Origin of the sequence: Paracoccus pacificus, from assembly GCF_042680785.1 — a bacterium.
Taxonomy (GTDB): domain Bacteria; phylum Pseudomonadota; class Alphaproteobacteria; order Rhodobacterales; family Rhodobacteraceae; genus Paracoccus; species Paracoccus pacificus.
The window spans coordinates 67,698-93,523 of sequence record NZ_JBHUEN010000034.1 but is presented as its reverse complement, the minus strand read 5'-3'; the positions used below and the strand labels follow the sequence as shown (position 1 = coordinate 93,523).

At 66.2% G+C, this 25,826-nt stretch carries 22 protein-coding genes; 9 read left to right on the top strand and 13 right to left on the bottom strand.

The annotated features are described in order from the left end of the window. Positions 1-113 precede the first annotated feature (113 nt). Positions 114-614: a cupin domain-containing protein gene (locus ACFSCT_RS12275; protein WP_379143147.1), complete on the bottom strand. Its 501-nt coding sequence runs from the start codon at positions 612-614 to the stop codon at positions 114-116. After that, positions 569-1,441, bottom strand: a complete 873-nt coding sequence (locus ACFSCT_RS12270) for an NAD(P)-dependent oxidoreductase (RefSeq protein WP_379143145.1) — start codon at positions 1,439-1,441, stop codon at positions 569-571. Before ACFSCT_RS12270 ends, ACFSCT_RS12275 begins: the two co-directional genes overlap by 46 nt. Before the next feature lie 154 nt (positions 1,442-1,595). On the opposite strand from ACFSCT_RS12270, the gene ACFSCT_RS12265 reads away from it, so the two are divergent. The 4 genes from ACFSCT_RS12265 to ACFSCT_RS12250 all read left to right on the top strand — a co-directional run bounded on the left by ACFSCT_RS12265 (position 1,596) and on the right by ACFSCT_RS12250 (position 6,833). Then, on the top strand, positions 1,596-4,070 hold the full coding sequence (locus ACFSCT_RS12265; protein WP_379143144.1) for a penicillin acylase family protein: 2,475 nt from the start codon (positions 1,596-1,598) through the stop codon (positions 4,068-4,070). 78 nt (positions 4,071-4,148) lie between these two features. Continuing rightward, on the top strand, positions 4,149-5,048 hold the full coding sequence (locus ACFSCT_RS12260) for a PfkB family carbohydrate kinase (protein ID WP_379143143.1): 900 nt from the start codon (positions 4,149-4,151) through the stop codon (positions 5,046-5,048). Then, a complete protein-coding gene (locus ACFSCT_RS12255) occupies positions 5,045-6,013 on the top strand; it encodes a pseudouridine-5'-phosphate glycosidase (RefSeq protein WP_379143141.1) in 969 nt (322 codons plus the stop codon). Before ACFSCT_RS12260 ends, ACFSCT_RS12255 begins: the two co-directional genes overlap by 4 nt. An 82-nt stretch (positions 6,014-6,095) precedes the next feature. Continuing rightward, a complete protein-coding gene (locus ACFSCT_RS12250) occupies positions 6,096-6,833 on the top strand; it encodes a DUF502 domain-containing protein (protein WP_379143139.1) in 738 nt (245 codons plus the stop codon). Here ACFSCT_RS12250 and ACFSCT_RS12245 read toward each other — a convergent pair. Next, entirely contained in the window at positions 6,794-7,846 is a 1,053-nt protein-coding gene (locus tag ACFSCT_RS12245; protein ID WP_379143138.1) for a patatin-like phospholipase family protein, read from the bottom strand. The two genes, ACFSCT_RS12250 and ACFSCT_RS12245, sit on opposite strands and share 40 nt — an antisense overlap. 172 nt (positions 7,847-8,018) lie before the next feature. Between ACFSCT_RS12245 and ACFSCT_RS12240 the strand changes: the two genes are divergently transcribed. Together ACFSCT_RS12240 and ACFSCT_RS12235 are read left to right on the top strand one after the other, a co-directional pair. Continuing rightward, on the top strand, positions 8,019-8,660 hold the full coding sequence (locus ACFSCT_RS12240) for a LysE family translocator (protein WP_379143136.1): 642 nt from the start codon (positions 8,019-8,021) through the stop codon (positions 8,658-8,660). A 3-nt stretch (positions 8,661-8,663) separates the two neighbouring features. Further along, positions 8,664-9,095: a DUF2267 domain-containing protein gene (locus tag ACFSCT_RS12235; protein ID WP_379143134.1), complete on the top strand. Its 432-nt coding sequence runs from the start codon at positions 8,664-8,666 to the stop codon at positions 9,093-9,095. Here the strand turns inward: ACFSCT_RS12235 and prfB are convergent. The 4 genes from prfB to ACFSCT_RS12215 form a co-directional block, all read right to left on the bottom strand. Then, positions 9,092-10,219 carry a peptide chain release factor 2 gene (gene prfB / locus ACFSCT_RS12230; RefSeq protein ID WP_379143132.1) on the bottom strand — a complete coding sequence of 376 codons (1,128 nt, stop codon included), beginning with the start codon at positions 10,217-10,219 and terminating at the stop codon, positions 9,092-9,094. The two genes, ACFSCT_RS12235 and prfB, sit on opposite strands and share 4 nt — an antisense overlap. An 89-nt stretch (positions 10,220-10,308) precedes the next feature. After that, positions 10,309-12,855 (bottom strand): penicillin-binding protein 1A, encoded by a 2,547-nt coding sequence (locus ACFSCT_RS12225; RefSeq protein ID WP_379143131.1) that lies wholly within the window; start codon positions 12,853-12,855, stop codon positions 10,309-10,311. Between the two features lie 84 nt (positions 12,856-12,939). Continuing rightward, entirely contained in the window at positions 12,940-14,202 is a 1,263-nt protein-coding gene (locus tag ACFSCT_RS12220) for an N-acetylmuramoyl-L-alanine amidase (protein WP_379143129.1), read from the bottom strand. Then, positions 14,199-15,341, bottom strand: a complete 1,143-nt coding sequence (locus tag ACFSCT_RS12215; protein ID WP_379143128.1) for a pyridoxal phosphate-dependent aminotransferase — start codon at positions 15,339-15,341, stop codon at positions 14,199-14,201. The genes ACFSCT_RS12220 and ACFSCT_RS12215 overlap by 4 nt, the downstream gene beginning before the upstream one ends. Positions 15,342-15,502: 161 nt before the next feature. Between ACFSCT_RS12215 and ACFSCT_RS12210 the strand changes: the two genes are divergently transcribed. Beyond that, positions 15,503-16,276 carry a DsbA family protein gene (locus ACFSCT_RS12210; RefSeq protein ID WP_379143127.1) on the top strand — a complete coding sequence of 258 codons (774 nt, stop codon included), beginning with the start codon at positions 15,503-15,505 and terminating at the stop codon, positions 16,274-16,276. Positions 16,277-16,357: 81 nt separating this feature from the next. Here ACFSCT_RS12210 and ispG read toward each other — a convergent pair whose 3' ends face one another. The 3 genes from ispG to hemA form a co-directional block, all read right to left on the bottom strand. Continuing rightward, a complete protein-coding gene (gene ispG / locus ACFSCT_RS12205) occupies positions 16,358-17,500 on the bottom strand; it encodes a flavodoxin-dependent (E)-4-hydroxy-3-methylbut-2-enyl-diphosphate synthase (RefSeq protein ID WP_379143125.1) in 1,143 nt (380 codons plus the stop codon). A gap of 129 nt (positions 17,501-17,629) precedes the next feature. Next, positions 17,630-18,922, bottom strand: a complete 1,293-nt coding sequence (locus ACFSCT_RS12200) for a RodZ domain-containing protein (RefSeq protein ID WP_379143123.1) — start codon at positions 18,920-18,922, stop codon at positions 17,630-17,632. A 119-nt stretch (positions 18,923-19,041) separates the two neighbouring features. Next, positions 19,042-20,271 (bottom strand): 5-aminolevulinate synthase, encoded by a 1,230-nt coding sequence (gene hemA, locus ACFSCT_RS12195; RefSeq protein WP_379143121.1) that lies wholly within the window; start codon positions 20,269-20,271, stop codon positions 19,042-19,044. Between the two features lie 170 nt (positions 20,272-20,441). Here hemA and ACFSCT_RS12190 point away from each other — a divergent pair, with 170 nt between their 5' ends. Together ACFSCT_RS12190 and ACFSCT_RS12185 are read left to right on the top strand one after the other, a co-directional pair. Further along, on the top strand, positions 20,442-21,827 hold the full coding sequence (locus ACFSCT_RS12190) for a M20/M25/M40 family metallo-hydrolase (RefSeq protein WP_379143119.1): 1,386 nt from the start codon (positions 20,442-20,444) through the stop codon (positions 21,825-21,827). Positions 21,828-21,903: 76 nt separating this feature from the next. Continuing rightward, a complete protein-coding gene (locus ACFSCT_RS12185) occupies positions 21,904-22,221 on the top strand; it encodes a hypothetical protein (protein ID WP_379143117.1) in 318 nt (105 codons plus the stop codon). Between the two features lie 89 nt (positions 22,222-22,310). Here the strand turns inward: ACFSCT_RS12185 and ACFSCT_RS12180 are convergent, their stop codons facing one another. From ACFSCT_RS12180 to ACFSCT_RS12170, 3 genes are read right to left on the bottom strand one after another with little or no spacing between them, the layout of a single operon-like run. Beyond that, on the bottom strand, positions 22,311-23,321 hold the full coding sequence (locus tag ACFSCT_RS12180; protein WP_379143116.1) for a zinc-binding alcohol dehydrogenase family protein: 1,011 nt from the start codon (positions 23,319-23,321) through the stop codon (positions 22,311-22,313). After that, on the bottom strand, positions 23,318-24,394 hold the full coding sequence (locus ACFSCT_RS12175; protein ID WP_379143114.1) for an L-idonate 5-dehydrogenase: 1,077 nt from the start codon (positions 24,392-24,394) through the stop codon (positions 23,318-23,320). The genes ACFSCT_RS12180 and ACFSCT_RS12175 overlap by 4 nt, the downstream gene beginning before the upstream one ends. Before the next feature lie 25 nt (positions 24,395-24,419). Further along, entirely contained in the window at positions 24,420-25,826 is a 1,407-nt protein-coding gene (locus ACFSCT_RS12170; RefSeq protein WP_379143113.1) for a TRAP transporter large permease, read from the bottom strand.

The following is a 25,826-nucleotide window of genomic DNA, read 5'->3' as shown; positions in this document are numbered from 1 at the left end:
TTCAAGGCCTTCGTCTCCATCGCATGCGCCATGGCCTGGTTGGCCTGAATGAAGACGCCCTCTAGGCGAACTGACCGCCCTCGTCGCCGCCGATGCCACCGCACGATCCGGCGTCAGGTCCAGATCGCGCTGCCGGTGACCGGATCGCGGTCGGGGCGCGGCACTGCCTCGATCAACCGGGCCGACTCGGCGTATAGGGCCGGATCGGCGCGGCGGATGTCGGGTGCGCCGCCGCCCGGATAGGCGCCGACGACGCGGAAATCGGCACTGGCCGACAGCCGGCAATGGCCGGTTCCGGCGGGCAGGATCAGCGCGTCGCCGGCCGCGACCTCGACCTCTTGTCCGGCCGCGCCACCCAGCATCAGCCGGGCGGTGCCGCTGATCACCACCAGCACCTCGTGCATGGTCGCGTGATAGTGGTGGTAATCGAACACCCCGTTCACCCAAGCCCCGCCCCAGCCATGGGCGGCAAGGCGGTCACGCGCGGCGCCGGCATCGGTCAGCCCGGTGCCTTGGTGGACCAGCACCGGCAGCCGGTTGTTCGGTGTCCGGCCATCGCCTTTGAAGATCAGCCGTTGCGGTCCAGCCGCGCGATCAGGCTCGACGTGTCCCATCGTCCGCCCCCCATATTCTGAACATCCTTATAGAACTGATCGACCAACGCGGTGACCGGCAGGCTGGCGCCGTTCTGGTTCGCGGTCGCAAGACAGATGCCCAGATCCTTGCGCATCCAATCGACCGCGAAACCGAAATCGAACTTGCCCGCGGCCATGGTCTTGTGGCGGTTCACCATCTGCCAGCTTCCGGCGGCGCCCTGGCTGATCACCTCGACCACCTCCTCGATCCCAAGCCCCGCCCGCTGCGCGAAATGCAGCGATTCCGCCAGGCCCTGCACCAGCCCGGCAATGGCGATCTGGTTGGCCATCTTGGTCAACTGCCCCGCTCCGGTCGGCCCCATCAGGCGGCAGATCTTGGCATAGGTCTCGATCACCGGGCGGACGGTTTCAAACTGTGCCTTGTCGCCGCCGCACATGATCGAAAGCTGCCCGTTCTCGGCCCCCGCCTGCCCGCCCGAGACCGGCGCGTCGACATAGCCAAGCCCGGCCTCGGCGGCGATTCCGGCCAGTTCCTTGGTCACCGCCTCGGACACGGTAGTGTGATCGACAAAGATCGCGCCGCGCGCCATGCCGGCGAACGCGCCGTCATCGCCCAGACAGACCGAGCGCAGATCGTCGTCGTTACCGACACAGGCCAGCACGATCCCGGCGCCTTCGGCGGCCTGACGCGGGGTCGGCGCCGACTTTCCGCCGTGTTTCCCGACCCAGGCGTCGGCCTTGGCAGAGCTGCGGTTATAGACGGTCACCTCATGCCCGGCCGCCGCCAGATGGCCCGCCATCGGAAAGCCCATCACACCCAAACCCAGAAAAGCCAGTTTCGCCATTGCCACACCCCTGTTGTTGCTTCCATCCGACGCATCGTCCCGCGTTGAAATGCCGGCGCGATCGTCCTAGTAACCCCATGAGTTTCATCGCGGGCGCGCCCGCGTCAACCCGAACCGGCCCGCCACAGCTTATCCGACAGGACACGCGACCCCGATGCTCTTGCTATTCCGCTGGCTGCTGCGGTTGACCATCGGCCTTATCATACTGACGGTCCTTGGTATTCTGGCGGTGTGGTATTTCGCCATCCGCTCATTGCCGGATTACAACGCCAGCTTGCAGGTCAGCGGCATTTCGGCCCCGGTCGAGATCGTGCGGACCACCGAAAACGTGCCGCATATCTTCGGGGCCAGCGACCGCGACGTCTATTTCGCGTTGGGTCTGGCCCATGCGCAGGACCGGCTGTTCCAGATGACGCTGCTCCGCCGCGCGGCCGAGGGGCGCCTGTCCGAGATCTATGGCGCCCGCGCCTTTGCCGCCGACGATCTGGTGCGCCGGATGGGGCTTTACCGCGCGGCGCAGGCGCAGGTCGCCGCCCAGACGCCCGAGACGCAAGAGGCTTTGGCCGCCTATGCCGACGGGGTCAATGCGTGGCTGGCGCAGGTGAACAAGGGCGCCATGGGCCGCGGCGCGCCCGAATTCTTCCTTTACCCGGACGACTTTTCCCTGTGGCAGCCGGCGGATTCGCTGGCCATCCTGAACCTTTTGGCCGCCGCCGCGACCGATCAGGCCAAGTCCGAGGTGCTGCGGGCGCGGCTTTCCATCGCGTCCCCCCAGTTCAGCGGCGATCTGGTCGCCGGCGATGATGAACCGCCGATGCCGGCCTATGCGCGGCTGTTCCCGGGTCTGCGGCTGCCGCAACCCGAAACCGATGCGGCGCAGAACCCGTCGCGCGAATGGGACGACATGCTTGCGGGTTTCGTGGCGCCGGGCATGGGGGCGTCGGCCAATGCATGGGCAGCCGCGCCGCGCCGGACGGCGGCGGGCGGCGCGCTTTTGGCCAATGACATACAGGTGCCGCTGACCGCGCCCTCGCTGTGGTATCTGGCGCGGCTCGAGTTGCGCTCGGGCGGCGTGATCGGCGGCACCATACCCGGCATTCCGGCGGTGATCGTGGGGCGGAACCCCAAGCTCGCCTGGGGGATCACCCCTGCCCATGTCGACGATCAGGACCTGCTGATCGAGGAACTGGACCCGTCCAATCCGAACCGCTATCGCACCCCCCAAGGCTGGCGGCCGATGGAAAGCCGCAAGGAAATCATCCGCATCCGCGACGCCCAGCCGGTGACGATCACGCTCCGCCGGACCGAAAACGGCCCGGTCATGCCGCTGGCGCCGCTGGGGCTGGAGCCGGTCCTGCCGCCCGGGCATGTCGCCGTCCTGCAATGGACCGGCGCGCAGCCCGGCGACACCACGCTGAGTGCGCTTCACGGGCTGATGAAGGCGCAGGGGCGCGATGATGCGATGAAGGCGGCCGCACTTGTGGTGGCGCCGGCGGTCTCGTTGACGCTCGCTGACAGCGGCGGGGTATCCGAGCTTCTGGCCGGCGCCCTGCCCGCCCGCAACCCCGCGCATCAGACGGCGGGCCGCATGCCGGCGCCCGGCTGGGTGCCCGAAAACCGCTGGCAGGGCCTGCGCCCGGCCGACAGCGCGCCCCGCATCATCGACCCGGAATCCGGCATCGTCGAGGCCACAGGCGATGCCCAGCCGGGCGGCGCGTTCCCCGATAACCTCGGCCATGACTGGGGCGATTCACAGCGGATCAAGCGGTTGTCGCGGTTGATGGCGGGGCGCGACGTGCACACCCGGGAAAGCTTCATCGCCGCGCAGCTGGATACCGTCAGCCCCGCCGCCCGGGCGCTGCTGCCGCTGACCGGGGCCGACCTGTGGTTCACCGGCGAGCCCGCCGCCACCGGCACCCCCGAGCGGATGCGTCAGGATGCGCTGGCGCTTCTGGCCGAATGGGACGGCAATATGAGCGAGCATCTGCCCGAGCCGCTGATCTATGCCGCGTGGATGGCCGAGTTGCAGTATCGCCTGATCCGGGACGAGCTGGGGCCGGTGGTCGAATCGCTGACCGCGCTGCGGCCGGCGTTCATCGAACGGGTGTTCCGTAATACCAATGGCGCGTCGCGCTGGTGCGACGTCGTCCAATCCGCCCCGGTCGAGGATTGCGCCACGATCGCGCGCCAGTCGCTGGATGCCGCGCTGCTCGACCTGTCGTCGCGCTATGGCGATGATGTGGCAAGCTGGCGCTGGGGCGACGCGCATCAGGCGATCCAGTTACATCCGGCGCTGGGTCGGGTGCCGGGGCTGCGGTCGATATTCGACATCCAGCAATCGACCTCGGGCGGGGATTTCACCATGGCCAAGGCCGGGATACTGGGGCGCGGGCGTGACGCATGGCGCAATATCACCGGCGCGGGTTATCGCGGGGTCTATGATCTGGCCGACCCGGACAGTTCGGTCTTTATCATCTCGACCGGGCAGTCGGGCCATCCCCTGTCGCGGCATTACGACGACCTTGCCGAATTGTGGCGGCGCGGGGAATATATCGGCATGTCGCTTGACCCCGAGCTTGCCCGCGCTGGCGCCGTGGGCATCACCCGGCTGACGCCGAGCACCCAGTAAGCCGCCCGAAGCCGCCCGGTAAGCCGCCAGTCATCCCGGCGCGGGAAACCGCGCAGAACCGTGAAGAAAGCCGAACCCATGTCCCCCGCCCGCCCAGACATCCTCTGCATCGGCGCTGTCTTGTGGGACGTGATCGGCCGCACGCCCGCGCCGATGCCTTACGGCGCCGATGTGCCCGGGCGCATCCTGCATGTTCCGGGCGGCGTCGCGCTCAACGTGGCCGCGACGCTGGCGCGGCTGGGGATGCGGCCGGCGGTGCTGTCGTCCGTGGGGCAGGACCTGCAGGGCGCGGCGCTGATCGAGGCGGTTCAGGCGCTTTCGGTCGGGACCGAATGGCTGCACCGTGACCCCCGGCTGCCCACCGACTGTTATATGGCGGTCGAGGATGGCCGGGGTCTGGTCGCCGCCATCGCCGACGCCCATTCGCTGGAAGCCGCCGGCACGGCGGTTCTGGCGGCATTGCGCGACGGGCGGCTTGGCACGCCGGATCAGCCATGGACGGGGCCGATCGTGCTTGACGGCAATCTGACCGCCGGTCTTTTGGGAAAGATCGCCCGCGATGCGGCCTTCGCCGCCGCCGATCTGCGCGTGGTCCCGGCAAGCCCCGGCAAGGCCGAACGGCTGCGGCCGCTTCTGTCCGCGCCGGGGGCCACCTTCTATCTGAACCGGGCCGAGGCCGCGATATTGACCGGCACCGAACCAGCCGACGCGGCCGAGGCCGCGCGCGCCGTGATCGCCGCCGGCGCCCGCCATGTGCTGGTCACCGATGGTCCCGGCCCTGTCGCCGAGGCGGTCTCGGACGGCCCGGTTCTGACCGCCGAACCGCCGCGGATACAGGTGCGGCGGGTGACCGGGGCCGGAGACTGTTTTCTCGCCACCCATATCGTCGCAGGCCGTCAGGGCGCGCCGCGACAGCAAGCGCTGAACCGCGCCACCGAAGCCGCCGCCGCCCATGTCAGTGGAAAGGATCTTGCATGACAAACCCCGCCCCCGCTCTGCCGCTGGCGATCGAACCCTCGGTCAAGGCCGCGCTTGATGCCGGCCAGCCCGTCGTGGCACTGGAATCGACCATCATCACCCATGGCATGCCGTGGCCCCAGAACCTCGAGATGGCCCGCAGGGTCGAGCAGGAGATCCGCGATCACGGTGCCACCCCCGCCACCATCGCGATCATGGAGGGGCGGATCCGCGTCGGCCTGACACCCGCGCGGATGGAGGCGCTGGCACGCACCCCGCAAGATCAGGTGATGAAACTGTCCCGCGCCGATCTGCCCGCCGCGCTCGCCCTGGGGCGCACCGGCGCGACCACCGTCGCTGCCACGATGATCTGCGCCGAACTGGCCGGCATCCGGGTATTCGCGACCGGCGGGATCGGCGGCGTCCATCGCGGGGCCGAGACCAGCTTTGACATCTCGGCCGATCTTCAGGAACTGTCACGCACGCCGGTGACCGTCATCGCCGCCGGCGCCAAGGCGATTCTCGACCTGCCGAAGACGCTGGAAGTGCTTGAGACGCTTGGGGTGCCGGTCATCGCCTACGGGCAGGACGCGTTTCCCGCATTCTGGTCGCGCGACTCGGGTCTTGGGGCGCCGCTGCGCATGGATGACCCGGCGCTGATCGCCCGCGCCGCCCTGATCCGCGACACGCTTGGGATGAAGGGCGGCCAACTGGTCGCCAATCCGATCCCGCCGGAGGCCGAGATCCCGCGCGCCGAGATCATGCCGGCGGTCGAGGCCGCGCTGGCCGAAGCCGCCCAGCAGGGGATCGCGGCCAAGGATGTGACGCCGTTTCTTCTGTCGCGCATCTTCGAACTGACCAAGGGCCGCTCGCTGGCGGCGAATATCGAACTGGTGCTGAACAACGCCCGGCTTGGCGCGGCGATCGCCACCGCCTTTTCCGCAGCCTTTGCTGCCGACTTTGACGCTGGCGGCGCCAACGGTTAATTGTTCATCCCAAGGGGCGATTTCGCTTGACCTCGGGTGCCTTGGTCACGCCATTGTGCGCGCGTTGCATTCAAGGTGTCCGATGCCCGCCAACGACCACATCCCGGACCTGAATCCGGCGCATAACCCGCATCCCGCGCCGCGCCGGCGGACCTTCCTTGGCGCGCTGCGCGCCTCGTTCCTGACCGGGCTGGTGGTGATCGCGCCGATCGGGCTGACGATCTGGCTGATCTGGTCGGTGATCGGCTGGATCGACAGCGTGGTATTGCCGCTGGTGCCCCAGCAACTGCATGTCGACCGCTATTTCGGGCTGAACCTGCGCGGTGTCGGCGTGCTGATCTTTCTGGTCTTCACCGTCATCGTGGGCTGGCTGGCCAAGGGCTTCATCGGCCGCAGCCTGATCCGCATCGGCGAAAACATCGTCGACCGTATGCCCATCGTCCGGTCGATCTATGGCGGCATCAAGCAGATCGCCGAGACGCTTCTGGCCCAGGGTGACGCCAAGTTCGACCGCGCCTGCATGATCGAATATCCCCGCAAGGGCATCTGGGGCGTCGGCTTCATCTCGGGCGAGGCCAAGGGCGAGCTGGGCGGCCGCGGCCCGAATGGCGAGCGGCTGATCGCGGTCTTTTTGCCGACGACGCCAAACCCGACCTCGGGCTTTCTGCTGTTCGTGCCGGAACCGGATGTCATCGTGCTGGACATGTCGGTCGAGGATGCGGCCAAGCTGATCATATCGGCCGGGCTGGTCTATCCGCCCGACCGCAGCAAGGCGGCGCTTCAGGACAACAGCGAAGGGATGTCGATCGAGTCGCGCTGACCCAGATTGCCGCCGCTTTCCGACAGGAACTTTTCGGCCGCATTCCAGCCCGCGTCACGCATGACCTCGATCATCCCCGGCGACGGCGTCACTTTTGAACGCGCCGTCAGGTCATTCATCAGGCTGTCGTCCATGATCATGTGGACCAGCACGTTCTTCATCGCGCCTTCGTCGATCCGGCCCTGCGCGAACAGCCGTTTGACAAAGCTGATCGCGCGCAGCTCGCTGAGCAACGAGGCGTTGAAGCTGATTTCGTTGATCCGGTCCTGAATCGCCGCCGGCGTTTTCGGAATGGCCTCGCGCAGCATCGGATTGATGTTCACGATCACGATGTCGCGGGGCAGATCGGGGTGGAACAGCGGAAACAGCGCCGGGTTGCCGGAATAACCGCCATCCCAATAGGCTTCATGCGTGCCGGTGGCGGGATCCCTGATCTCGACCGCGCGGAACAGGTTCGGTAGACAGGCCGAGGCCATGATCGCGTCGGCGGTGATTTCCGCCCCTGAAAAGATGCGTATCTTGCCGGTGCGCACATTGGTCGCGGTGACGAAAAACCGGGGGCCGGCGTCGATATCGACGCGGGGAAAGGGCATTTCCTGAATGATGTGGCGCAGCGGGTTGGAATAGAACAGGCCGTAATCATACGGGCTGAACACCCGGGTCACATTGTCAAGCCACGCCGCCGGCGAAAAGAACTCGGCCCAGCGTTGCATGGCGCGCGGCAGCGGGAAAACCGAGGTCATCCAGCGCACCACGCGGTTGTCGCTCAGCTGTTCGACCTCGGACCAGATGTGGCGCAGGTTGCGCTTGGCCGCATCGCGCCCCGCCTTGCCCGGCGCCGCCGACAGCCCGCCCTTCAGCGCCGCACCGTTCAGCGCCCCGGCGGACGTCCCGCTGACCGAGGCGATCTCGATCCCCGGTTCGTCCAGCAGGCGGTCCAGCACGCCCCAGGTAAAGGCGCCGTGCGAGCCACCCCCCTGAAGCGCAAGGTTGATGCGTTTGGCCTTGGCCATATTGTCCCTCGTTTCTTTTCGACTTAACGTCGCAGGCAGCCTAACAGGCCGCAACGCAATATGAAAACCGGTCCGGCCACCGGCGGCATTGGGATCGGCCACCGATCTACAGCGCATGGGCGGGCGGATTGTTCCGCCCAATCGGCCCCCGGCGATCAACGGAGTGTGAGACATGCCCGATCCCGCCCATCTTGCGGCATTCGCCCTGATCGCCCTGGGCATGGTGCTGACCCCGGGGCCGAACATGATCTATCTGATTTCGCGCTCGGTGACGCAGGGGCCGGTGGCGGGGTTGATTTCGCTTGCCGGCGTGGCGACGGGCTTTGTCGTCTATATGCTCTCGGCCGCCTTCGGCATCACCGTGCTGATGATGGCGGTGCCCTTCGCCTATGACGCGCTGCGGCTGGCGGGTGCGGGCTATCTTTTATGGCTGGCGTGGCAGGCGGTGCGGCCCGGCGGGCGTTCGGCCTTTCAGGTCCGCGACCTGCCCCATGATCTGCCCCATGACCGGCCGCGCAAACTGTTTCTGATGGGGCTGATGACCAATCTGCTGAACCCCAAGGCCGCGGTGCTGTACCTGTCGCTGTTTCCGCAATTCATCCAGCCCGGCCATGGCTCGGTCCTGTTGCAATCCTTGACGCTGGGCACGGTGCAGATCGTGATCAGCGTGACGGTGAATGCGATGATCGCGCTGACGGCGGGGGGCGTTGCCGGCTTTCTCACCCGCCATCCCGGCTGGGCACGGGCGCAGCGCTGGCTGATGGGCACCGTGCTGGCCGGGCTGGCGCTGCGGATCGCGACCGAAAGGCGCTAGACCATGCCGATGCCCTACACCTACCGCCATGCCAGCGCGGAGTTCCGGGCCTATCTGCAAGACCTGCGCGAAGCGACGCTGATCGAATCCGACAACGTGCTTTACACCGGGACCGAGGCGGTGCTGACCAGCTTTCGCGCCCGGCTGACGGTGGCCGAGGGGCTGCGCTTTGCCGACGAATTGCCCGCCGTCCTGCGCGCGATCTTCGTCTGGCGCTGGGACGGCGCAGCCGCACCCCTGCCCTGGCCCGACCGCGAAACCCTGCGGGCCGAGATGCTGGCGCTGCGGCGGCATCACAACTTTTGCCCGCCGTCGCTGCTTGAAGAATTGCTGGCCGCCATTCCCCCGACCATGCGCGCGCCCGATTTTCAGCGCGCGGTCGAACGGATCGGGCCGCAGGCGGTCGGTTTCTGGGCCGCAGGCAGGGCGGATTAATCCTCGGCCGTCGCCTCGGCCCGGGTCTTGCCCGCCACGTCCAGCGCCAGTGTCGCGGCCATGAACGCATCCAGATCGCCGTCCAGAACCCCTTGGGTGTCGCTGGTCTCGACCCCGGTCCGCAGGTCCTTCACCATCTGATAGGGTTGCAGGACATAGGACCGGATCTGGTTGCCCCAACCGGCATCGCCCTTGGCTTCGTGCTGCGCGTTGACGGCGGCGTTCCGGCGGTCCAGTTCCTGCTGATACAGCCGCGAGCGCAGCGCGTTCATCGCGGCCTCGCGGTTCTGGTGCTGGGATTTCATGCTGCTGGTCACGACGATGCCGGTCGGCAGGTGGGTGATCCGCACGGCCGAGTCGGTGGTGTTGACGTGCTGCCCGCCCGCCCCCGAACTGCGATAGGTGTCGATGCGGATGTCGTTGGACGGGATGTCGATCTCGATATTGTCGTCGACGACCGGATAGACCCAGACCGACGAAAACGAGGTATGGCGCCGCGCGGCGCTGTCATAAGGGCTGATCCGCACCAGCCGATGCACGCCCGATTCCGATTTCAGCCAGCCATAGGCGTTCGGCCCGCTGATCTTGTAGGCGGCCGAGCGGATGCCGGCCTCGTCACCCGCGGTTTCGGACTGAAGTTCGACCGTATAGCCCTTTTTCTCGGCCCAGCGGGTGTACATGCGCGCCAGCATCGACGCCCAGTCGCAGCTTTCCGTGCCACCGGCGCCGGCGTTGATTTCAAGGAATGTGTCGTTGCCGTCCGCCTCGCCGTTCAGCAGCGCCTCGACCTCTTTGGCGGCGGCGAGTTCGGACAGCGCGCGCAACGATCCCTCGGCCTCGGAGACGATCTCGTCGTCGCCCTCGGCCTCGCCCAACTCGATCAGGTCGACGTTGTCGGACAGATCCGTCTCGATCTTGCGATAGGTCGTCACCGCGTCCAGCAGCATCTGCCGGTCACGCATCAGCTTTTGCGCGCGGGCCGGGTCGGACCAAAGATCGCCGTCCTCGATCATCGCGTTCATTTCCTCAAGCCGGTGCGGCGCGGTTTCCCAATCCATGCGCTGGCCAAGCAGCCGCAGCGACTTGCGGATCGCATCGACGGTGGTCTGGGTTTCGGCGCGCATGGCATCGGTCCTTGGCAGAAGAAATGACGGTTTGGTTCAGCGACACGGCTGATAGCCCGCCCCATAGATAGGGGCAAGCGGGCCCAAGGTTAATAGAGCCCGCCCGAGGACATGGTGTTGAAATCGGCTTTGCGCGGGATGACTTTTTTCTTGCCGGTCGAGGTCGTGACCTCACGCGCGCCGGCATTCGCCGAGGTCGTGATCAGCGGCAGATCCTCGCTGATCTTCCAACCCCCGTCGACGACCATCATGCTGCCGATGCCGTCACCCGGCCCGGTGCCGTCGCGGAAATATTCGGCGATCACGTTCGCACCCGATGCGTTGTCGGGCAGCAAGGCGCCCGAAAAGCGGTCGACCTTGACGAAATGGCCGCCCGGCGGGACGCGGAACTTGGTGCCGCCGGTTTCCTTGATCGCCTGCCGCATGAAGGCGTTGAACACCGGCACGCAAAGCGTGCCGCCAAAGGCGTTGCGCCCCAGCGTGCGCGGCTGGTCATAGCCCAGATAGCACCCGGCGACGATGTTCGACGAAAATCCGATGAACCACACGTCCTTGGCGTCGTTGGTGGTCCCGGTCTTGCCCGCGATCGGCACCGGCAGGTTCACGCCCTTGCCCGAGCCGCGCTGCACCACCCCCTCCATCAGCGAGGTGACCTGATAGGCGGTGACCGCGTCCAGCACCCGCTCGCGGTTCGAGGTGATATGCGGCGAGGCGCCCGGCGGCAGCGTGCCCATGGTGCAGCCGTCGCATTTGCGGTCATCGTGGCGATAGATGGTGCGGCCGAAACGGTCCTGAACCCGGTCGACCAGCGTCGGCTGCACCCGCTCGCCCCCGTTCGCGATCATCGCATAGGCGGCGACCATCTTGAACAGCGTGGTTTCCTGCGCGCCAAGCGCATTGGCAAGGAACGGCGACAGCTTGTCATATACGCCGAATTTCTCGGCGTATTTCGCCACCGTATCCATGCCGATTTCCTGCGCGATACGGATCGTCATCAGGTTGCGCGACTGTTCGATCCCGGTGCGCAGCGGTGTCGGGCCATAAAACTTGTTCGACGAGTTCTTGGGCCGCCACAGACCTTGCGGCGTGTTCACCTCGATCGGGCCGTCAACCACGATGGTGGCGGGGGTAAAGCCGGAATCAAGTGCCGCCGCATAGACGAAGGGCTTGAAGCTGGAGCCCGGCTGACGCTGGGCCTGCGTGGCGCGGTTGAAGTCGGTGGACTGATACGAAAAACCGCCCTGCATCGCCATGACGCGGCCGGTATTCACGTCCATGGCCATGAAGCCGCCCTCGATCGCCGGCACCTGCCGCAGGCTCCAGCGGATGAACTTGCCGGTGTTGTCGTCGGTCATGGCGCGGACCAGCACCACGTCGCCCACGTCGACAAGATCGCCTGCGACCTTGGCCTTGGCCGCCAGCTTGCCGTCGGGCAGCCGTTTGCGGGCCCATTGCACGTCCTTGGCCGGAATCCAGTGCCCGTCGGCGTCCTCCTCGATCCCCTCGATGCCGATGCGGGCGTCGCTGTCGCCAAGCGCAAGGACGACGGCCGGATACCAGCCGGGAATATCGCGCGGCACCGGCGCCTTGAACAGCGCCTCGCGCCACGCGGCTTCGCTTTGCAGATCCTCGGGGGCGATGGTCTGACGGGTGCCGCGCCAGACGCCGGTGCCGCGATCATAGCTTTCCAGCGCGTTTTGCAGCGCCTTCGCGGCGGTCTTTTGCATGTCGGGATCGACCGTCGCCCGGATCGACAGGCCGCCGCTGAAAAACTCTTCGCGCCCGAAACGGTCCGAAAGCTGACGGCGGATCTCGTCGGTGAAATAATCGCGCGGCGGCAACTGGTTGCGGAACGCCGGATAATCGCCGTTCTGCACCGAGCGCAACGGCTGGGCCTTTTCGGCCGTATAGACGGCTTCGGTGATATAGCCGTTCTGGAACATCTCGTTCAGGACGTAATTGCGCCGCTCGGTCAGGCGATCCTTGTCGCGCACCAGCGAACGCGACGGCGCCTGCGGCATCGAGGCCAGAACCGCGGCCTCGCTTGGCGACAGTTCGGACAGGGTCTTGTTGAAATAGGTCCGCGCCGCGGCCGCCACGCCATAGCTGTTCTGACCAAGGAAGATCTCGTTCAGATACAGTTCAAGGATCTGGTCCTTGCCCAGCGACTGTTCCAGCCGGGTCGCCAGAATCAGTTCCTTGATCTTGCGTTCGACCGAGCGGTCCGAGGACAGCAGGAAGTTCTTGGCCACCTGCTGCGGAATGGTCGAGGCGCCGCGCAGCCGGTCTCCCTTCAACGCCTGCAAGGCCGCCGCCGCCATGCCCCGGATGTCATAACCGTGGTGGTGATAGAAATTCTTGTCCTCGGCCGAGATGAAGGCCGCCTTCACCAGATCGGGTATTTCCTCGATGGGCTGAAAAAGCCGCCGCTCCTCGGCGAATTCGTCGATCAGCTTGCCCTCGCCCGAAAAGATCCGGCTGATGGTTTTCGGCGCATAGCTGGCAAGCTGCTCGTGGCTGGGCAGGTTCTGGGAATAGATCCAGAAGATGCCGCCAATGGTCAGCACCGCGAAAAACGCGGCGGTCACAACCCAGCTAAAGATTGCGCCAAAGAAGGACAGGACGAAACGAAGCACGCGGCAGGGCCCTTTCAGGATGGAACCGCTTATTAAACCGGGCGTCCGGTCAGGTCAAAGCAAGATACCGTCAGGAACACCGGGTCACCGGCGCAAAAGCGCCGCCGCGGCGGCATCGTCGCGTGCCCATTTCATGATCGCCGCCGCCGCCGCATCCGCCGCCCGGGTGCGCCATGCCGGGTCGGTCAGGTTGGCCCGGTCAAGCGGGTCGGTCAGAAAGCCCAGTTCCAGCAGGACCGAGGGGAAATCGGGCGATTTCAGAACCGAGAACGCCGCCCCCTGCACCGGCCGCTTATGCATGCCGATCCCGTTGTCGCCCATTCTTTGCGCCATCGCCTCGGCCAGTTTCCGGGCCCGCGGCTGGGTGTCGGTCCGCGCCATGTCCATCATCACCGTGGCGACCTGATCGTCGATGCCGCGCAGGTCGATACCGGCCAGCAGATCGGCGCGGTCGTGGCGCATCGCCAGTTCACGCGCGGCGCGATCGTCGGCTTTCTCATCCCAAAGATAGATGGTGGCGCCCCGTGCGCCCAGAAGGCGGTCGGCCTCGGGCAGCGCGTCGGCGTGGATCGAGATGAAAATATCTGCCCCCGATGTCCGCGCAAGGGTCATGCGCTGTTCCAGCGGTACAAAGGAATCCTTGCGCCGGGTCAGCGTCACCTCGGCGCCGGCGCGGGTCAATTTTTCGGCAAGCTGCCGGGCAAAGACCAGCGTCAGCACCGCCTCGGTCGCGCCATCGGCCTGTGCGCCGGGATCAAAGCCGCCGTGGCCGGGGTCCAGCGTGACCGTGAGCTTGCGGGCGCCGTCGCCGCGCGCGCCGCGCCCTGCGATGGGTGGCACCTCGGCCGGCTGCGGCAGGTCCCAAAGCGCCGAAAAGGCAGCGCCGCTGCGGGGCCGGAAATCCTTGGCCGCGACCGGATCAAGCCGGATGCGGATCAATGCGCCGCCCTGCGCCCGGGTCGCGTCCATGCTGGCGGTGCTCAGCGCATAGGTGGATCCCAGATCCAGCACCAGACGCGACCATCCCGGCCGGAACGGCCCCCAGCGCAGGCCGGGCATGGCATCGGCGCCGGGCAGGTCGGTCGTGCGGGTGCCGGCGAAATCAACCTCCTGAAAATCGACCACAAGGCGCGGCGGCCCGTCGATCAGCATGACCCGGTAAGGCACTGGCTGGCTCAGCGACAGGGTCAGGTCAATGGGCCGCGGGCGGCCCCGGTCCCTGCCCTGCAACTCCAGCCGCGACTGGTCGAGGTTCAGCCGTGCCAGTCCGGATTCGCCCTTGGCTTGGGCGGACCCGACGCCAAGGATCACCGCCAGAATCAGCAGGACAAGCGCCAGCGGTCTCATCGCGACGCCATGAAACGGGCCAGCCGCGTCATCCCCTCGGCGATCTCGGACGTAGCGCGGGCATAGGAAAACCGCAGTGTCCGCCGCCCCCGGACCGGATCGAAATCAAGTCCCGGCGTCACCGCGACCCCGGTCCGATCCAGAATTTCGGCGGCAAAGGCAAGGCTGTCGTCGGTCATGGCCGAGACGTCGGCATAGATATAGAACGCCCCGTCGGGCGGCGCGATATCGGCGAAACCCATCGCCGGCAGCGCCTTCATCAGAAGCGCGCGGTTATCGGCATAGACCGCCAGATGCCGGCGCAGCTCATCCTCGGCCCCCAATGCCGCCAGCGCCGCCACCTGCCCCGGATGCGAGGGGCAGATGAACATGTTCTGCGCGATCCGTTCGACGGTGCGGATATGGCTTTCGGGAACCACGATCCAGCCAATCCGCCAGCCGGTCATCGAGAAGAATTTCGAGAATGAGTTGATCACGAAGACCTCATCGGTCACCTCAAGCGCGGTATGGCATTTCCGGCCATAGCTGAGCCCGTGATAAATCTCGTCGGAAATCAGCGCGATGTCATCGGCCGCGCAGCGGCTGGCCAGCGCGGCAAGCTGCGCCTTGTCCAGCATCGTGCCCGAGGGATTGCCGGGCGAGGCGATCAACAGCCCCGCCGCATCCCGCGGGATCTGATCCGGGCGCGGCTGATAACGGTCGGCGGCGCTGGTCGGAATGCCGACCGGGGTCAGCGACATGGCGCGCAGGATCTGGCGATAACTGGGATAGCCCGGCTCGCCCAAAGCCACGCGGTCGCCGGCATCGAACAGCGCCGAAAACGTCAGGATGAACGCGGCGGACGAACCCGAGGTGATCACCACCCGCGCCGGGTCCAGATCGACGCCATACCAGCGCCGGTACAGCTCCGCGATGCCCTGCCGCAGCGCCGGCAGCCCCAGCGCCACGGTGTAGCCCATCATCTCGCCCGCGTTCAGCGCCTTTGCCAGCGCCTGCCTTGCCAGTGCCGGGGCCGGGGTCGAGGGCTGGCCGACCTCCATATGGATGACCTTTCGCCCGGACGCTTCGGCCAGCCGCGCGCGTTCCATCACGTCCATGACGATGAACGGGTCGACCTGACCGCGCCGTGACTGCCGCATTGCCTGCCCTCCGCCTTGTTCTGTCCCGTGTTTTCTTTCCCTTTTCCTCTGCGCGCCGGCGCGGGTCAACCGCTCACAAAAGCGTTGATGCCTTGCCAAGCCCGGTCATTGCGGCCAAGTTCGCCGCACGTTTTCTGTGTCGCCCGCAAAGGATGCCCGCCATGTCCCGTATCGCCGCTATGCCCCGCGTGGCCGCCTTGGTTCTGATGACCACCGCAATCGCCTCACCGGCGCTGGCATTCGATCCGAAAGCCATGAGCGACGATGAAAAGGCGGGTTTTGGCGAGGCGGTGCGCAGCTATCTGCTGGAAAACCCCGAGGTGCTGCTTGAGGCGATGCAGGTGTACGAGCAGCGTCAGCAGGCCGCCCAATCCGACAATGACAGGGTTCTGGTCCAGACCAACAAGGACGAGATCTTTTCGGACGGCTATTCCTGGGTCGGCGGCAACCCCGAGGGCGACCTGACCATGGTCGAGTTCATTGATTACCGCTGCACCTATTGCCGCAAGGCCTTCAACGAGGTGAATGCGCTGGTCAAGAAAGATGGCAACATCCGCTATATCCTGAAGGAATTTCCGATTCTGGGCGAGGAATCGGTGCTTGCCAGCCGCTTCGCCATCGCCATGCAGCAGATCGCCGGGCCCGAGGTCTACAAAAAGGTCCATGACGAGCTGATGACGATGCGCGGGGCCATGACGCTTGAGACGATGCGCCGGATCGCCACCGATCTGGGGCAGGATCCCGATGCGGTGACCAAGCGCATGAACGAGGAATCGGTGACCGCCGTCATCCGCAAGAACGCCCAACTGGCCGAGCGGATGCGGATTCAGGGCACCCCGACCTTTGTCGTCGGGCCGGTCATGTTGCGCGGCTATCTGCCCGAGAATGAGATGGCCAAGGCCGTGGCAGACGCCCGCAAGGAAGCCAAGGGCTGATCGGGACCTGAAGGCGCCCCCCCGTACCGACGCCAACCCGGTTCCGGGGCGGGCCTTTCCAGGTCGGGCGGGCTTTCCAGGTCAGGCGGGCTGATCGTCCTTCGCGTCCGCCTCGTCGGCCGCCGCTTCGATGCTTTGGGCGCGTTCCTCGACCAGTTCGACGATGTGGTCGATCATCTGGGCGTTGGACATCTTGTGGCTTTGGCGGCCGGCCATATAGACCATGCCCGAACCGGCGCCGCCGCCGGTAAATCCAAGATCGGTCATCAGCGCCTCGCCCGGGCCGTTGACCACGCAGCCGATGATCGACAGGCTCATCGGTGTCTTTATGTGCTCCAGCCGCTTTTCAAGGGTTTCGACGGTCTTGATGACATCGAACCCCTGCCGGGCGCAGCTTGGGCAAGAGATGATCTGGACGCCGCGCGTGCGCAGGCCCAGCGATTTCAGCAATTCGAACCCGACCTTGACCTCTTCGACCGGATCGGCGGACAGGCTGACCCGGATCGTGTCGCCGATGCCCATCCACAGAAGGTTGCCCATGCCGATGGCCGATTTGACCGTCCCGCCGCGCAATCCGCCGGCCTCGGTGATGCCCAGATGGATCGGGGCGTCGGTCGCGTCCGCCAGTTGCTGATAGGCGGCGGCGGCCAGAAACACGTCCGAGGCCTTCACGCTGATCTTGAATTCGTGAAAGTCGTTGTCCTGCAACAGTTTTATGTGATCAAGCCCGCTTTCCACCATCGCGTCGGGACAGGGCTCGCCGTATTTTTCCAGAAGGTGACGTTCCAGACTCCCGGCGTTCACGCCGATGCGGATGGAACAGTTGTGGTCGCGGGCGGCGCGGATCACCTCGCGCACCCGGGCGGAATCGCCGATGTTGCCGGGGTTGATGCGCAGACAGGCGGCGCCGGCCTCGGCCGCCTCGATGGCGCGCTTGTAGTGGAAATGGATGTCGGCGACGATCGGCACCGGGCTTTCGCGGCAGATGTCGCGCAGCGCCCGCGTCGAGGCCTCATCCGGGGTCGAGATCCGCACGATGTCGGCACCGGCATCAGCGGCGGCAATCACCTGTGCCAGCGTCGCGCGCACATCGCCGCTGTCGGTGTTGGTCATGGTCTGGACCGAGATCGGCGCGTCGCCACCAACCGGCACGCGGCCGACCATGATCTGGCGCGACTTGCGTCTTTCTATGTTGCGCCAGGGGCGGATCGGGTTCAGCGACATGGTATTTCCTGTTCGGTCGCCCCCCAAATAGGCCGTAACGACCGCGACGGCAACAACCTCACCGGGTGGTGAACGGCGCCCACCTGTCGCGCGGTCGAAGGATGTTCCCGACCGCGCCTGTCCGCGGCGCTATTCGACCGAAGACACATCCGGGCGGTTCGTGGTCTCCGGGCTTACGGCATTGGGATCGACCGAGGCGAGGCTGACCATTTCGGCCAGGTCCGCGTCCTTGCTCAGATCCGCGATCGCGAATTTCGCCGACAGGTTGACCGGAGACATTTCGATGTTCTTCACCACCTGAGCGCCCGGCGCGGCCGGCCCATAGGTCTGGCCGTTCACGGCGAAATAGACCGCGCCCGAATTGCCCGCGCGCAGGACCGGCGGTTTTTCCAGCTTGGGCATGACGAAACGCTCGCCCTTGTCCATGGTCTTTTCCAGCAGAACCGTTCCGTCGGCCGAGGTCACCCGCACCCAGGCCGGGCGCACGGCAAGCAATTCCACCACGGCGGCGTCGGGGGCGATGGTGCGCACGGCGCCGGGGGCGGTCTGCGGCAGTTGCGGGCCGTAACCCATGGCAAGCTGCCGCGCTGTCGGAACGGCCGGGCTTCCGGCCGGGTTTTCGGGGGCGCCGGGCTGCGCGGCAGTCGATGCCTGCGCCTGTTCCAAGGCGCGGCGCAGGCCCGGATCAATGGCCGAAATCGGGCCGTCGCGGGCCACCAGAACCGGCACCTCAAGCGTGGCGGGACGGAAAATCCGGTCCTGAACCTCGGGCGTCGGCAGGTTCAGCGCCACATCCTCGGCGCCGTCGCCCTGCGCGGCATGGGCCGCCGATTCCACCGGATCAAGCGCCGCGATCGCGCCCGGGCCATGTTCGCCGGGGGTGACGTTGACCTGCTGGATCTGTTGCAGAACCGACCAGCCGCCATAGGCCAGACCGGCCAGAACGGTCACCAGAACCAGCACCGAGCCGACGGCCCGCGGCTCGACCGAGGACCAGAAGGATTCGGGCTGCGGGATGAACAGCGCCCGCGGATTGGCCAGCGCCTCGGCCGGATCGGACGGGCGGCGCTGCGGTTTCGGTCCCGAGGCCGCCGCCGCCATGCCGTGCACCGGCTGGAAACCGCTTTCGACGCAGAACCGCGCGAAGGTCGCGTCCGGATCAAGCCCCAGATAGCGCGAATAGGACCGCACATAGCCCGAGATGAAGCTGGGCGTATCGAATGCCGTGATGTCGCAATTCTCGATCGCCGCGACATAGCTGGCGCGAATCCGCAATTCGCGCTGCACATCCAGCAGCGATTTGCCCAGCGTGGCACGCTCGCCCCGCATGAGATCGCCAAGACGCATCGTATAGTCGTCAAACCCCGGCAAAGCCGATGGCTGATCGTAATCCGCCGGGGTATTTTCCCGCCGTTCATTCATGTCTGCGTCTGCCTCACTCTGACAACTTATCGACCGCCGACGAATCAGCAGAATCGTAGCTCTTGTTTATGCCAAGGCTATCACAGACGCGAGAGCAGTTCACCCCCGGGCGGATCAAATCAGGCGGCTGTTTCGGCGCGATTCAGCGCACAGCGTGACCAAAGTGCATCCATTGCCCGCACCAGCCGCTCGATCTGGTCGGGGGTGTGCACGGGCGACGGGGTAAAGCGCAACCGCTCGGTCCCGCGCGGCACGGTCGGGAAGTTGATCGGCTGCACATAGACCCCGAACTCTTCCAGAAGCATGTCGGACAGGGCCTTGCAATGCTTCGGGTGGCCGACATGCACCGGCACGATATGGCTGCCATGATCAATGATCGGCATCCCCAGCGCCTTCAGCCGCATTTTCAGGATCCGGGCGTGAAGCTGCTGCTTGTCGCGCAATTCCTGCCCTTCCGGGCCTTTCAGCAGGCTGATCGAGGTCGCAGCACCGGCCGCCACCGCCGGCGGCAGCGAGGTGGTGAAGATGAAGCCGGGCGCATAGGAACGGATCGCGTCGACCATCTTGGCGCTTGCCGCGATATAGCCGCCGAAAACCCCGAACGCCTTGCCCAGCGTGCCGTTGAATATGTCGATCCGGTCCGTCAGACCGTCCCGTTCGGCCACACCGCCGCCGCGCGGGCCGTACATGCCGACGGCGTGCACCTCGTCCAGATAGGTCAGCGCGTTGAATTCATCCGCCAGATCGCAGATCGCGCCGATCGGACCAAAATCGCCATCCATGGAATAGATCGATTCAAAGGCGATCAGCTTAGGCGCCTGCGGATCGTCGGCCTCCAGCAACTCGCGCAGATGGGCCACGTCATTGTGGCGGAAGATGCGCTTGGCGCCGTCGAACCGCTTGATCCCCTCGATCATCGAGGCGTGGTTCAGCGCGTCGGAATAGATGATCAGCCCGGGAAACAGCTTGCGCAGCGTCGACAGCGTGGCGTCATTGGCGATATAGGCGCTGGAAAACACCAGCGCGGCCTCTTTGCCATGCAGATCGGCCAGTTCGGCCTCCAGCCGCTTGTGATAGACCGTGGTGCCCGAGATATTGCGCGTGCCGCCCGACCCGGCGCCGGTTGCGTCCAGCGCCTCATGCATCGCCGCCAGAACCGACGGATTCTGCCCCATTCCCAGATAATCGTTGCCGCACCATACGGTTATGGGCATTTCCTGACCGTCGGGGCGGGTCCAGACCGCGTGCGGATAGGCGCCCTGCCGGCGTTCGATGTCGATGAAGGTGCGATAGCGGCCCTCGTCATGCAGAACGGAGATAGCACGGTCAAGCGCGGCATCGTAGTTCATCAGTCTTTCCCTTGCCAACTTAGCTGGGGGCGATCATGTTGCGGATCGCATCGGCCTTATACTGATAAGGTCACAGGCGGAAAAAGGACAGGTGTAAATTGTCGCACCCGGCAATTTGATCGTGATTCCGCCGCATTAAAGCCGAAGAAAAACAATCGGGAATAGGCAATATGAACACAGACAAGCAGCTTGATCGGGTCCTTCAGGCCGCCGACGACGGTCTGCCGGCCGCGCTGGACCGGCTGATGGATTTCCTGCGCATCCCGTCGATTTCGACCGACCCGGCCCATGCCGGCGATGTGCAGGACGCCGCCCGCTGGTTGCGTGATGAACTGGCGGGCCTGGGCTTCGACGCGCAGGTCCAGCAGACCACCGGCCATCCTATGGTGACGGCGACCTCGCAGCCGGGGGCGGCGCGGGACCTGCTGTTTTATGGGCACTATGACGTGCAGCCCGTCGACCCGCTCGACCTGTGGGACAGCCCCCCGTTCGAGCCGCGGATCGAGGATCTGCCGGACGGGGCGGTCATTCGCGGCCGCGGGGCGGCGGATGACAAGGGCCAGCTCATGACCTTTGTCGAGGCATGCCGGGCGTGGAAATCGGTGCATGGCACCCTGCCCCCGGGTCTGAAACTGCTGTTCGAGGGCGAGGAGGAATCGGGCTCGCCCAGCCTGCGGCCGTTCCTGCGCGACCATGCGGACGCGCTGCGGGCAAGCCTTGCGCTGATCTGCGACACCGGCATGTATTCCGACGGCCGCCCCGCGATCACCACGCAGTTGCGCGGGCTGGTGGGCGAGGAAATCATCATCGACGCCGCCGACCGCGACCTGCATTCGGGCAGTTTCGGCGGTCTGGCCGCGAACCCGGTTCAGGTGCTGGTCGATATCCTGTCGACGATCAAGGACGACACCGGGCGCATCACCCTGCCCGGCTTTTACGACGGCGTCCCCGAGCTGACCAACGCGTTGCGGGCCGATTGGGACAGCCTTGGTTTCGATGCCGGCGAGTTTCTGTCGCGCGTCGGGTTGAAACAGCCGGTGGGCGAGACTGGGCGCAGCGGGCTGGAAATGATCTGGGCGCGCCCGACGTTCGAGATCAACGGCATTGCGGGCGGCTATGCGGGAGACGGTTTCAAGACCGTGCTGCCGGCCAAGGCCGTGGCCAAGATCAGTTTCCGGCTGACCGGCGATCAGGACCCCGACCAGATCCGCGCTGCCTTTCGCGACCGCGTGCAATCGATGCTGCCCGCCGATTGCCGCGTTACGTTTCACGCGCATGGCGGAAGCCCGGCCAGCCGGATGAACATCGACGACCCGGCCTTCGCGGTGGCGAAATCCGCCCTGACCGAGGAATGGGGCCGCGAGGCCGCGTTCATCGGCGCCGGCGGCTCGATCCCGATCGCGGGGGATTTTCAGCAGATACTGGGCATGGATTCGATGCTGATCGGCTTTGGCCGCGACGACGACCGCATCCACTCACCGAACGAGAAATATGATGTGGAGAGCTTTCGCCGGGGCACGCGAAGCTGGATCCGGGTTCTGGCCGCGCTGACCTGAACCTTCGGGCGGGACTTCGGTCCACCGCTTCCCTGACCAATCGCCGCCTGTTTCGCGGCGGGCGCAGGGGGCGGTCGTGACGACCCTGCCCGCGCCTCGCGACCCTGACGAAAGGGCGCGCCGCCAATTTGCCGCGCCGGGCCGCTGGCGCGCGCGGCTGCTGGCGGGTGTGCGCCGCGCCCGGCGGACCTCGACCCGGATGCCGCGCCTTTCGGGCGGCTGCTGGCGGGTGGCTGTCCATGCGAGAGCCGTGCAAGGGGCGCTGGACCGGCGCGTCAGCGCGCGCTGGCGGGTGGTCGCCCGGTCCGCGCCGCCGCGACGATCGTGGATGCAGCGCCTCGCGGGCGCGCTGGTGGGTGGGACGTGGGAAGCCGCCCTGCCGCTGGATTCGTAGGCCGCGCCTTTCGCACGGCCCGCGGCAACGTCAGCACCGACCGCACGCGACGGGGCCACTCCTTGGGTCCGCGTGGCCTCTCGCGGGGATCACACGTCCAGAATGGCCTTGATGACGCCGGCTTCGGGGCGGGCCCAATCCTGAAACAGCGCCGGGCCGTCGCCAAGCGCGCCGCGGTGGGTGTTCAGCCCGCGCGTCGGGACGTTCCCGGCCTGAATCTGGCGCACCACCTCGGCGAAATCGTCGGGCTGGGCGTTGCGGCTGGCCAGAAGCGTCGCCTCGCGCTTGTGAAACTCGGGGTCGGAAAAGGTGATGTCCTGCCGCACCACCGACAAAAGCACATAGCGCGCGCCATGGGCGAGATAGCCGAAACCACGCTCGATCGGGGCGGCGGCGCCGGTCGCGTCGATCACCACGTCAAAGCCGTCGCCGCCGGTCAGCTCGGCCACCTTCGCCCCGGAATCCGCGTCTGCGAAAACCTCGGCATCGGCACGCAACGCATCGCGGGCATAGGCCAGCCGGTCGGCGCGGGTATCCATGACCGTGACATCGGCGCCGCGCGCCTTGGCGAAGATGATCGCCGACATGCCGATGGGACCGGCGCCTGTGACCAGCACCCGGTCGCGCGCGGTGATATCGCCGCGCTTCACCCCATGCGCGCCGATCGCCAGAAATTCGATCATCGCCGCATCGGCCAGCGGAATATCCCCCGTCGGCACCACGTTTTCCGCCGGAACCGACAGAAGTTCGGTCATGCCGCCGTCACAGTGAACGCCCAGAACGCGAATGTTGCGGCAGGCGTTGCTCAGCCCCAGCCGGCAGGCCTGACATTCCCCGCAGGACAGGTAGGGCACGATATAGACCGGGTCGCCGGGGCGAAGATTGCTGCCCTCGGGCGCTTCCTCGACCGTGCCGGACAGTTCGTGCCCCATCACGCGCGGATATTCCAGATAAGGATGTTTGCCGGCGAAGATGTGGAAATCGGTGCCGCAGACCCCGACATGACGGATGCGCACCAGCACCTCGCCCGGCGCGCGCGCGGGCTCGGGGCGATCGGCGATCGAAAGCCGGCCCGGCGCGTCGCAGATCAGCGCCTTCATGACCGCCCGGCTTGTCCGGCGCCGGCGAAGGTGATGTGCACCTTGCAGGCGACGCTGCGGTCCGAGGCCAGATCGAAGGCTTCCGTCGCCTGTTCAAGCGGCATGCTGTGGCTGATGATCGGGCGCAGGTCGATGGTGCGGTCGCCGATCAGCCGCACGGCCTCGGCGAATTCCGGGTGAAACCGCTGCGAGCCGCGCCAGGTGATTTCCTTGCCCACCAACACGTTCAGCGGGATCGTCATGTCGCCGGTCACGCCGACCTGAATGATGGTCCCGCGCGGCCGGATCGCGGCAAAGGCGCCGCGCAACGCGGGCTCGGCGGCCGAGCAATCGAAGATCACGTCGACCTGCCCCTTGCCCTCTTGCAGCCGGGCAAGCGCGTCGGGACCAGTGCCGACATTGATGGTCTGGCTTGCGCCCATTTCGCGGGCCCGCTCCAACGCCGCATCGGTCAGATCGGTGACGATCACCTCATCGGCGCCGGCATGGCGCGCCGCGGCCAGCACCAGCAGGCCGATCGGCCCGGCGCCGGTGACCATGACCCGCTTGCCGGCAAGATCGCCTACCAGATCCGTGGCCTGCGCCACCGCGTGCAGACAGACCGCCAGCGGCTCGGCACAGGCGGCCTCGGCCTCGGAGGTGCCCTCGGGGAAAGCGTGGACCTGCGCGGCGGGAACCACAAACAGGTCGCGGAACATGCCCTGTTCATGCGGCATGCGCATGGCGCTGCCCATGAAATGCATGTCGATGCAATGGATCGGCAAACCCTTGAGGCAATATTCGCATTTGCCGCAGGGTTGCGACGGGTTCACCGCCACCAGCGTGCCGGGCGCGGGGCCATCGACGCCGGCGCCAAGCGCCACCACCCGCCCCGAGGCCTCATGCCCCGAGATGATCGGCTCGCGCACCCGCACGGGCCCGAAACCGCCATGGTGATAGTAATGCAGGTCAGACCCGCAGATACCGCCCGCGGCCATGGCCAGAAGAATCTGGCCGGGGCCCGGGTCGGCCACGTCCTGTTCCTCGACCCGCAGGTCATGGGCGGCATAAAGTCGTGCCACGCGCGTACGCATCGAAATTTCCTTTCGGTTGGGCGGCCTAGCGGATCAGGCCAAGCTGCGTCGGCAGCCACAGGGTGATGGGCGGAATGAAGGTAATCAGCAACAGCGCGATGAACAACGGGATCATCCACGGCAGGATGGCCATCGTCGTCCGCTCGACCGACATGCCGGATATGCGCGACAGCACATAAAGCACCATGCCCACCGGCGGGGTCAGAAGCCCGATCATCAGGTTCAGCGTCAGGATCAGCCCCAGATGCACCGGGCTGATGCCGTATTGCGCGGCGACCGGCATCAGGATCGGCACCAGAATGGTGATCGCCGCGATGGTGTCCAGAAACGCCCCGAGCACCAGCAGCATGATGTTGACGATGATCAGGAACGTCCACCAGTTGTCGGTCAGCGCGAACATCACGTCCGAGAAAAGCTGCGCCGCCTGACTGACGGTCAGCAGCCATGCAAAGATCGAGGCCGCGGTCACGATGAACAGGACCGAGGCGGTGGTCTCGATCGTGTCGAACGACGCTTTCGCCAGACTGCGGAACGTCATCGTCCGATAGCGGACCAGCCCCAAGAACAGCGACCAAAGCACGGCGGCGACGGCGGCCTCGGTCGGGGTGAACCAGCCCATGGTCATCCCCCCGATCAAAAGCACCGGCGCCATCAGCGCCATCACCGCATGCCAGTCGAAATACCAGTCAAGCGCGATCAGCGTGACCAAAGCGATCAGCACCGCGATATTGACCGACAACCCGGCAAGAACCAGAAGGTAGGTCGCCACCGGAAAGCACATCACGATGATGATTTCCAGCGTCGCGCCGCCAAGCTCGCGCAGGTCGAAAGGCGTGTCCGAGCCCCAGCCGTAGCGCTTGGCAAAGACCCATACCGTCAGCATCATCAGCACGGTCATGACCACGCCCGGAATGATGCCGGCCATGAACAGCGCCCCGATCGAGGCATTGGCCATCATCCCGTAGATCACGAAGGGCAGCGAGGGCGGAAAGATCGGCCCCAGCGTGGCTGAGGCGGCGGTGACGCCGACCGCAGCCTCGACCGGATAGCCGTGATCCTTCATCGCCTTGATCTCGATGGTGCCGATCCCGGCCGCATCGGCCAGCGCCGTGCCCGACATGCCCGAAAACACGACCGAGCCGATGATGTTCACCTGCGCAAGCCCGCCCTTCATCCAGCCGACCAGCGACAGGGCAAAGTGGTAGATCCGGCCGGTCACGCCGGCGATGTTCATCAGATTGCCGGCGAGGATGAAGAACGGCACCGCGATCAGCGGGAAACTTTCGACCCCGGCGATCATCCGCTGCGCGGCGATGATGTCGGGGGCGACGTTGTAGATGCCCAGATACAAAAGCGACGCCACCGCCATCGCGACCGCGACGGGCACGCCCATGATCATGAAAACAAGGAAGGATCCGATCAGTACCAGCAT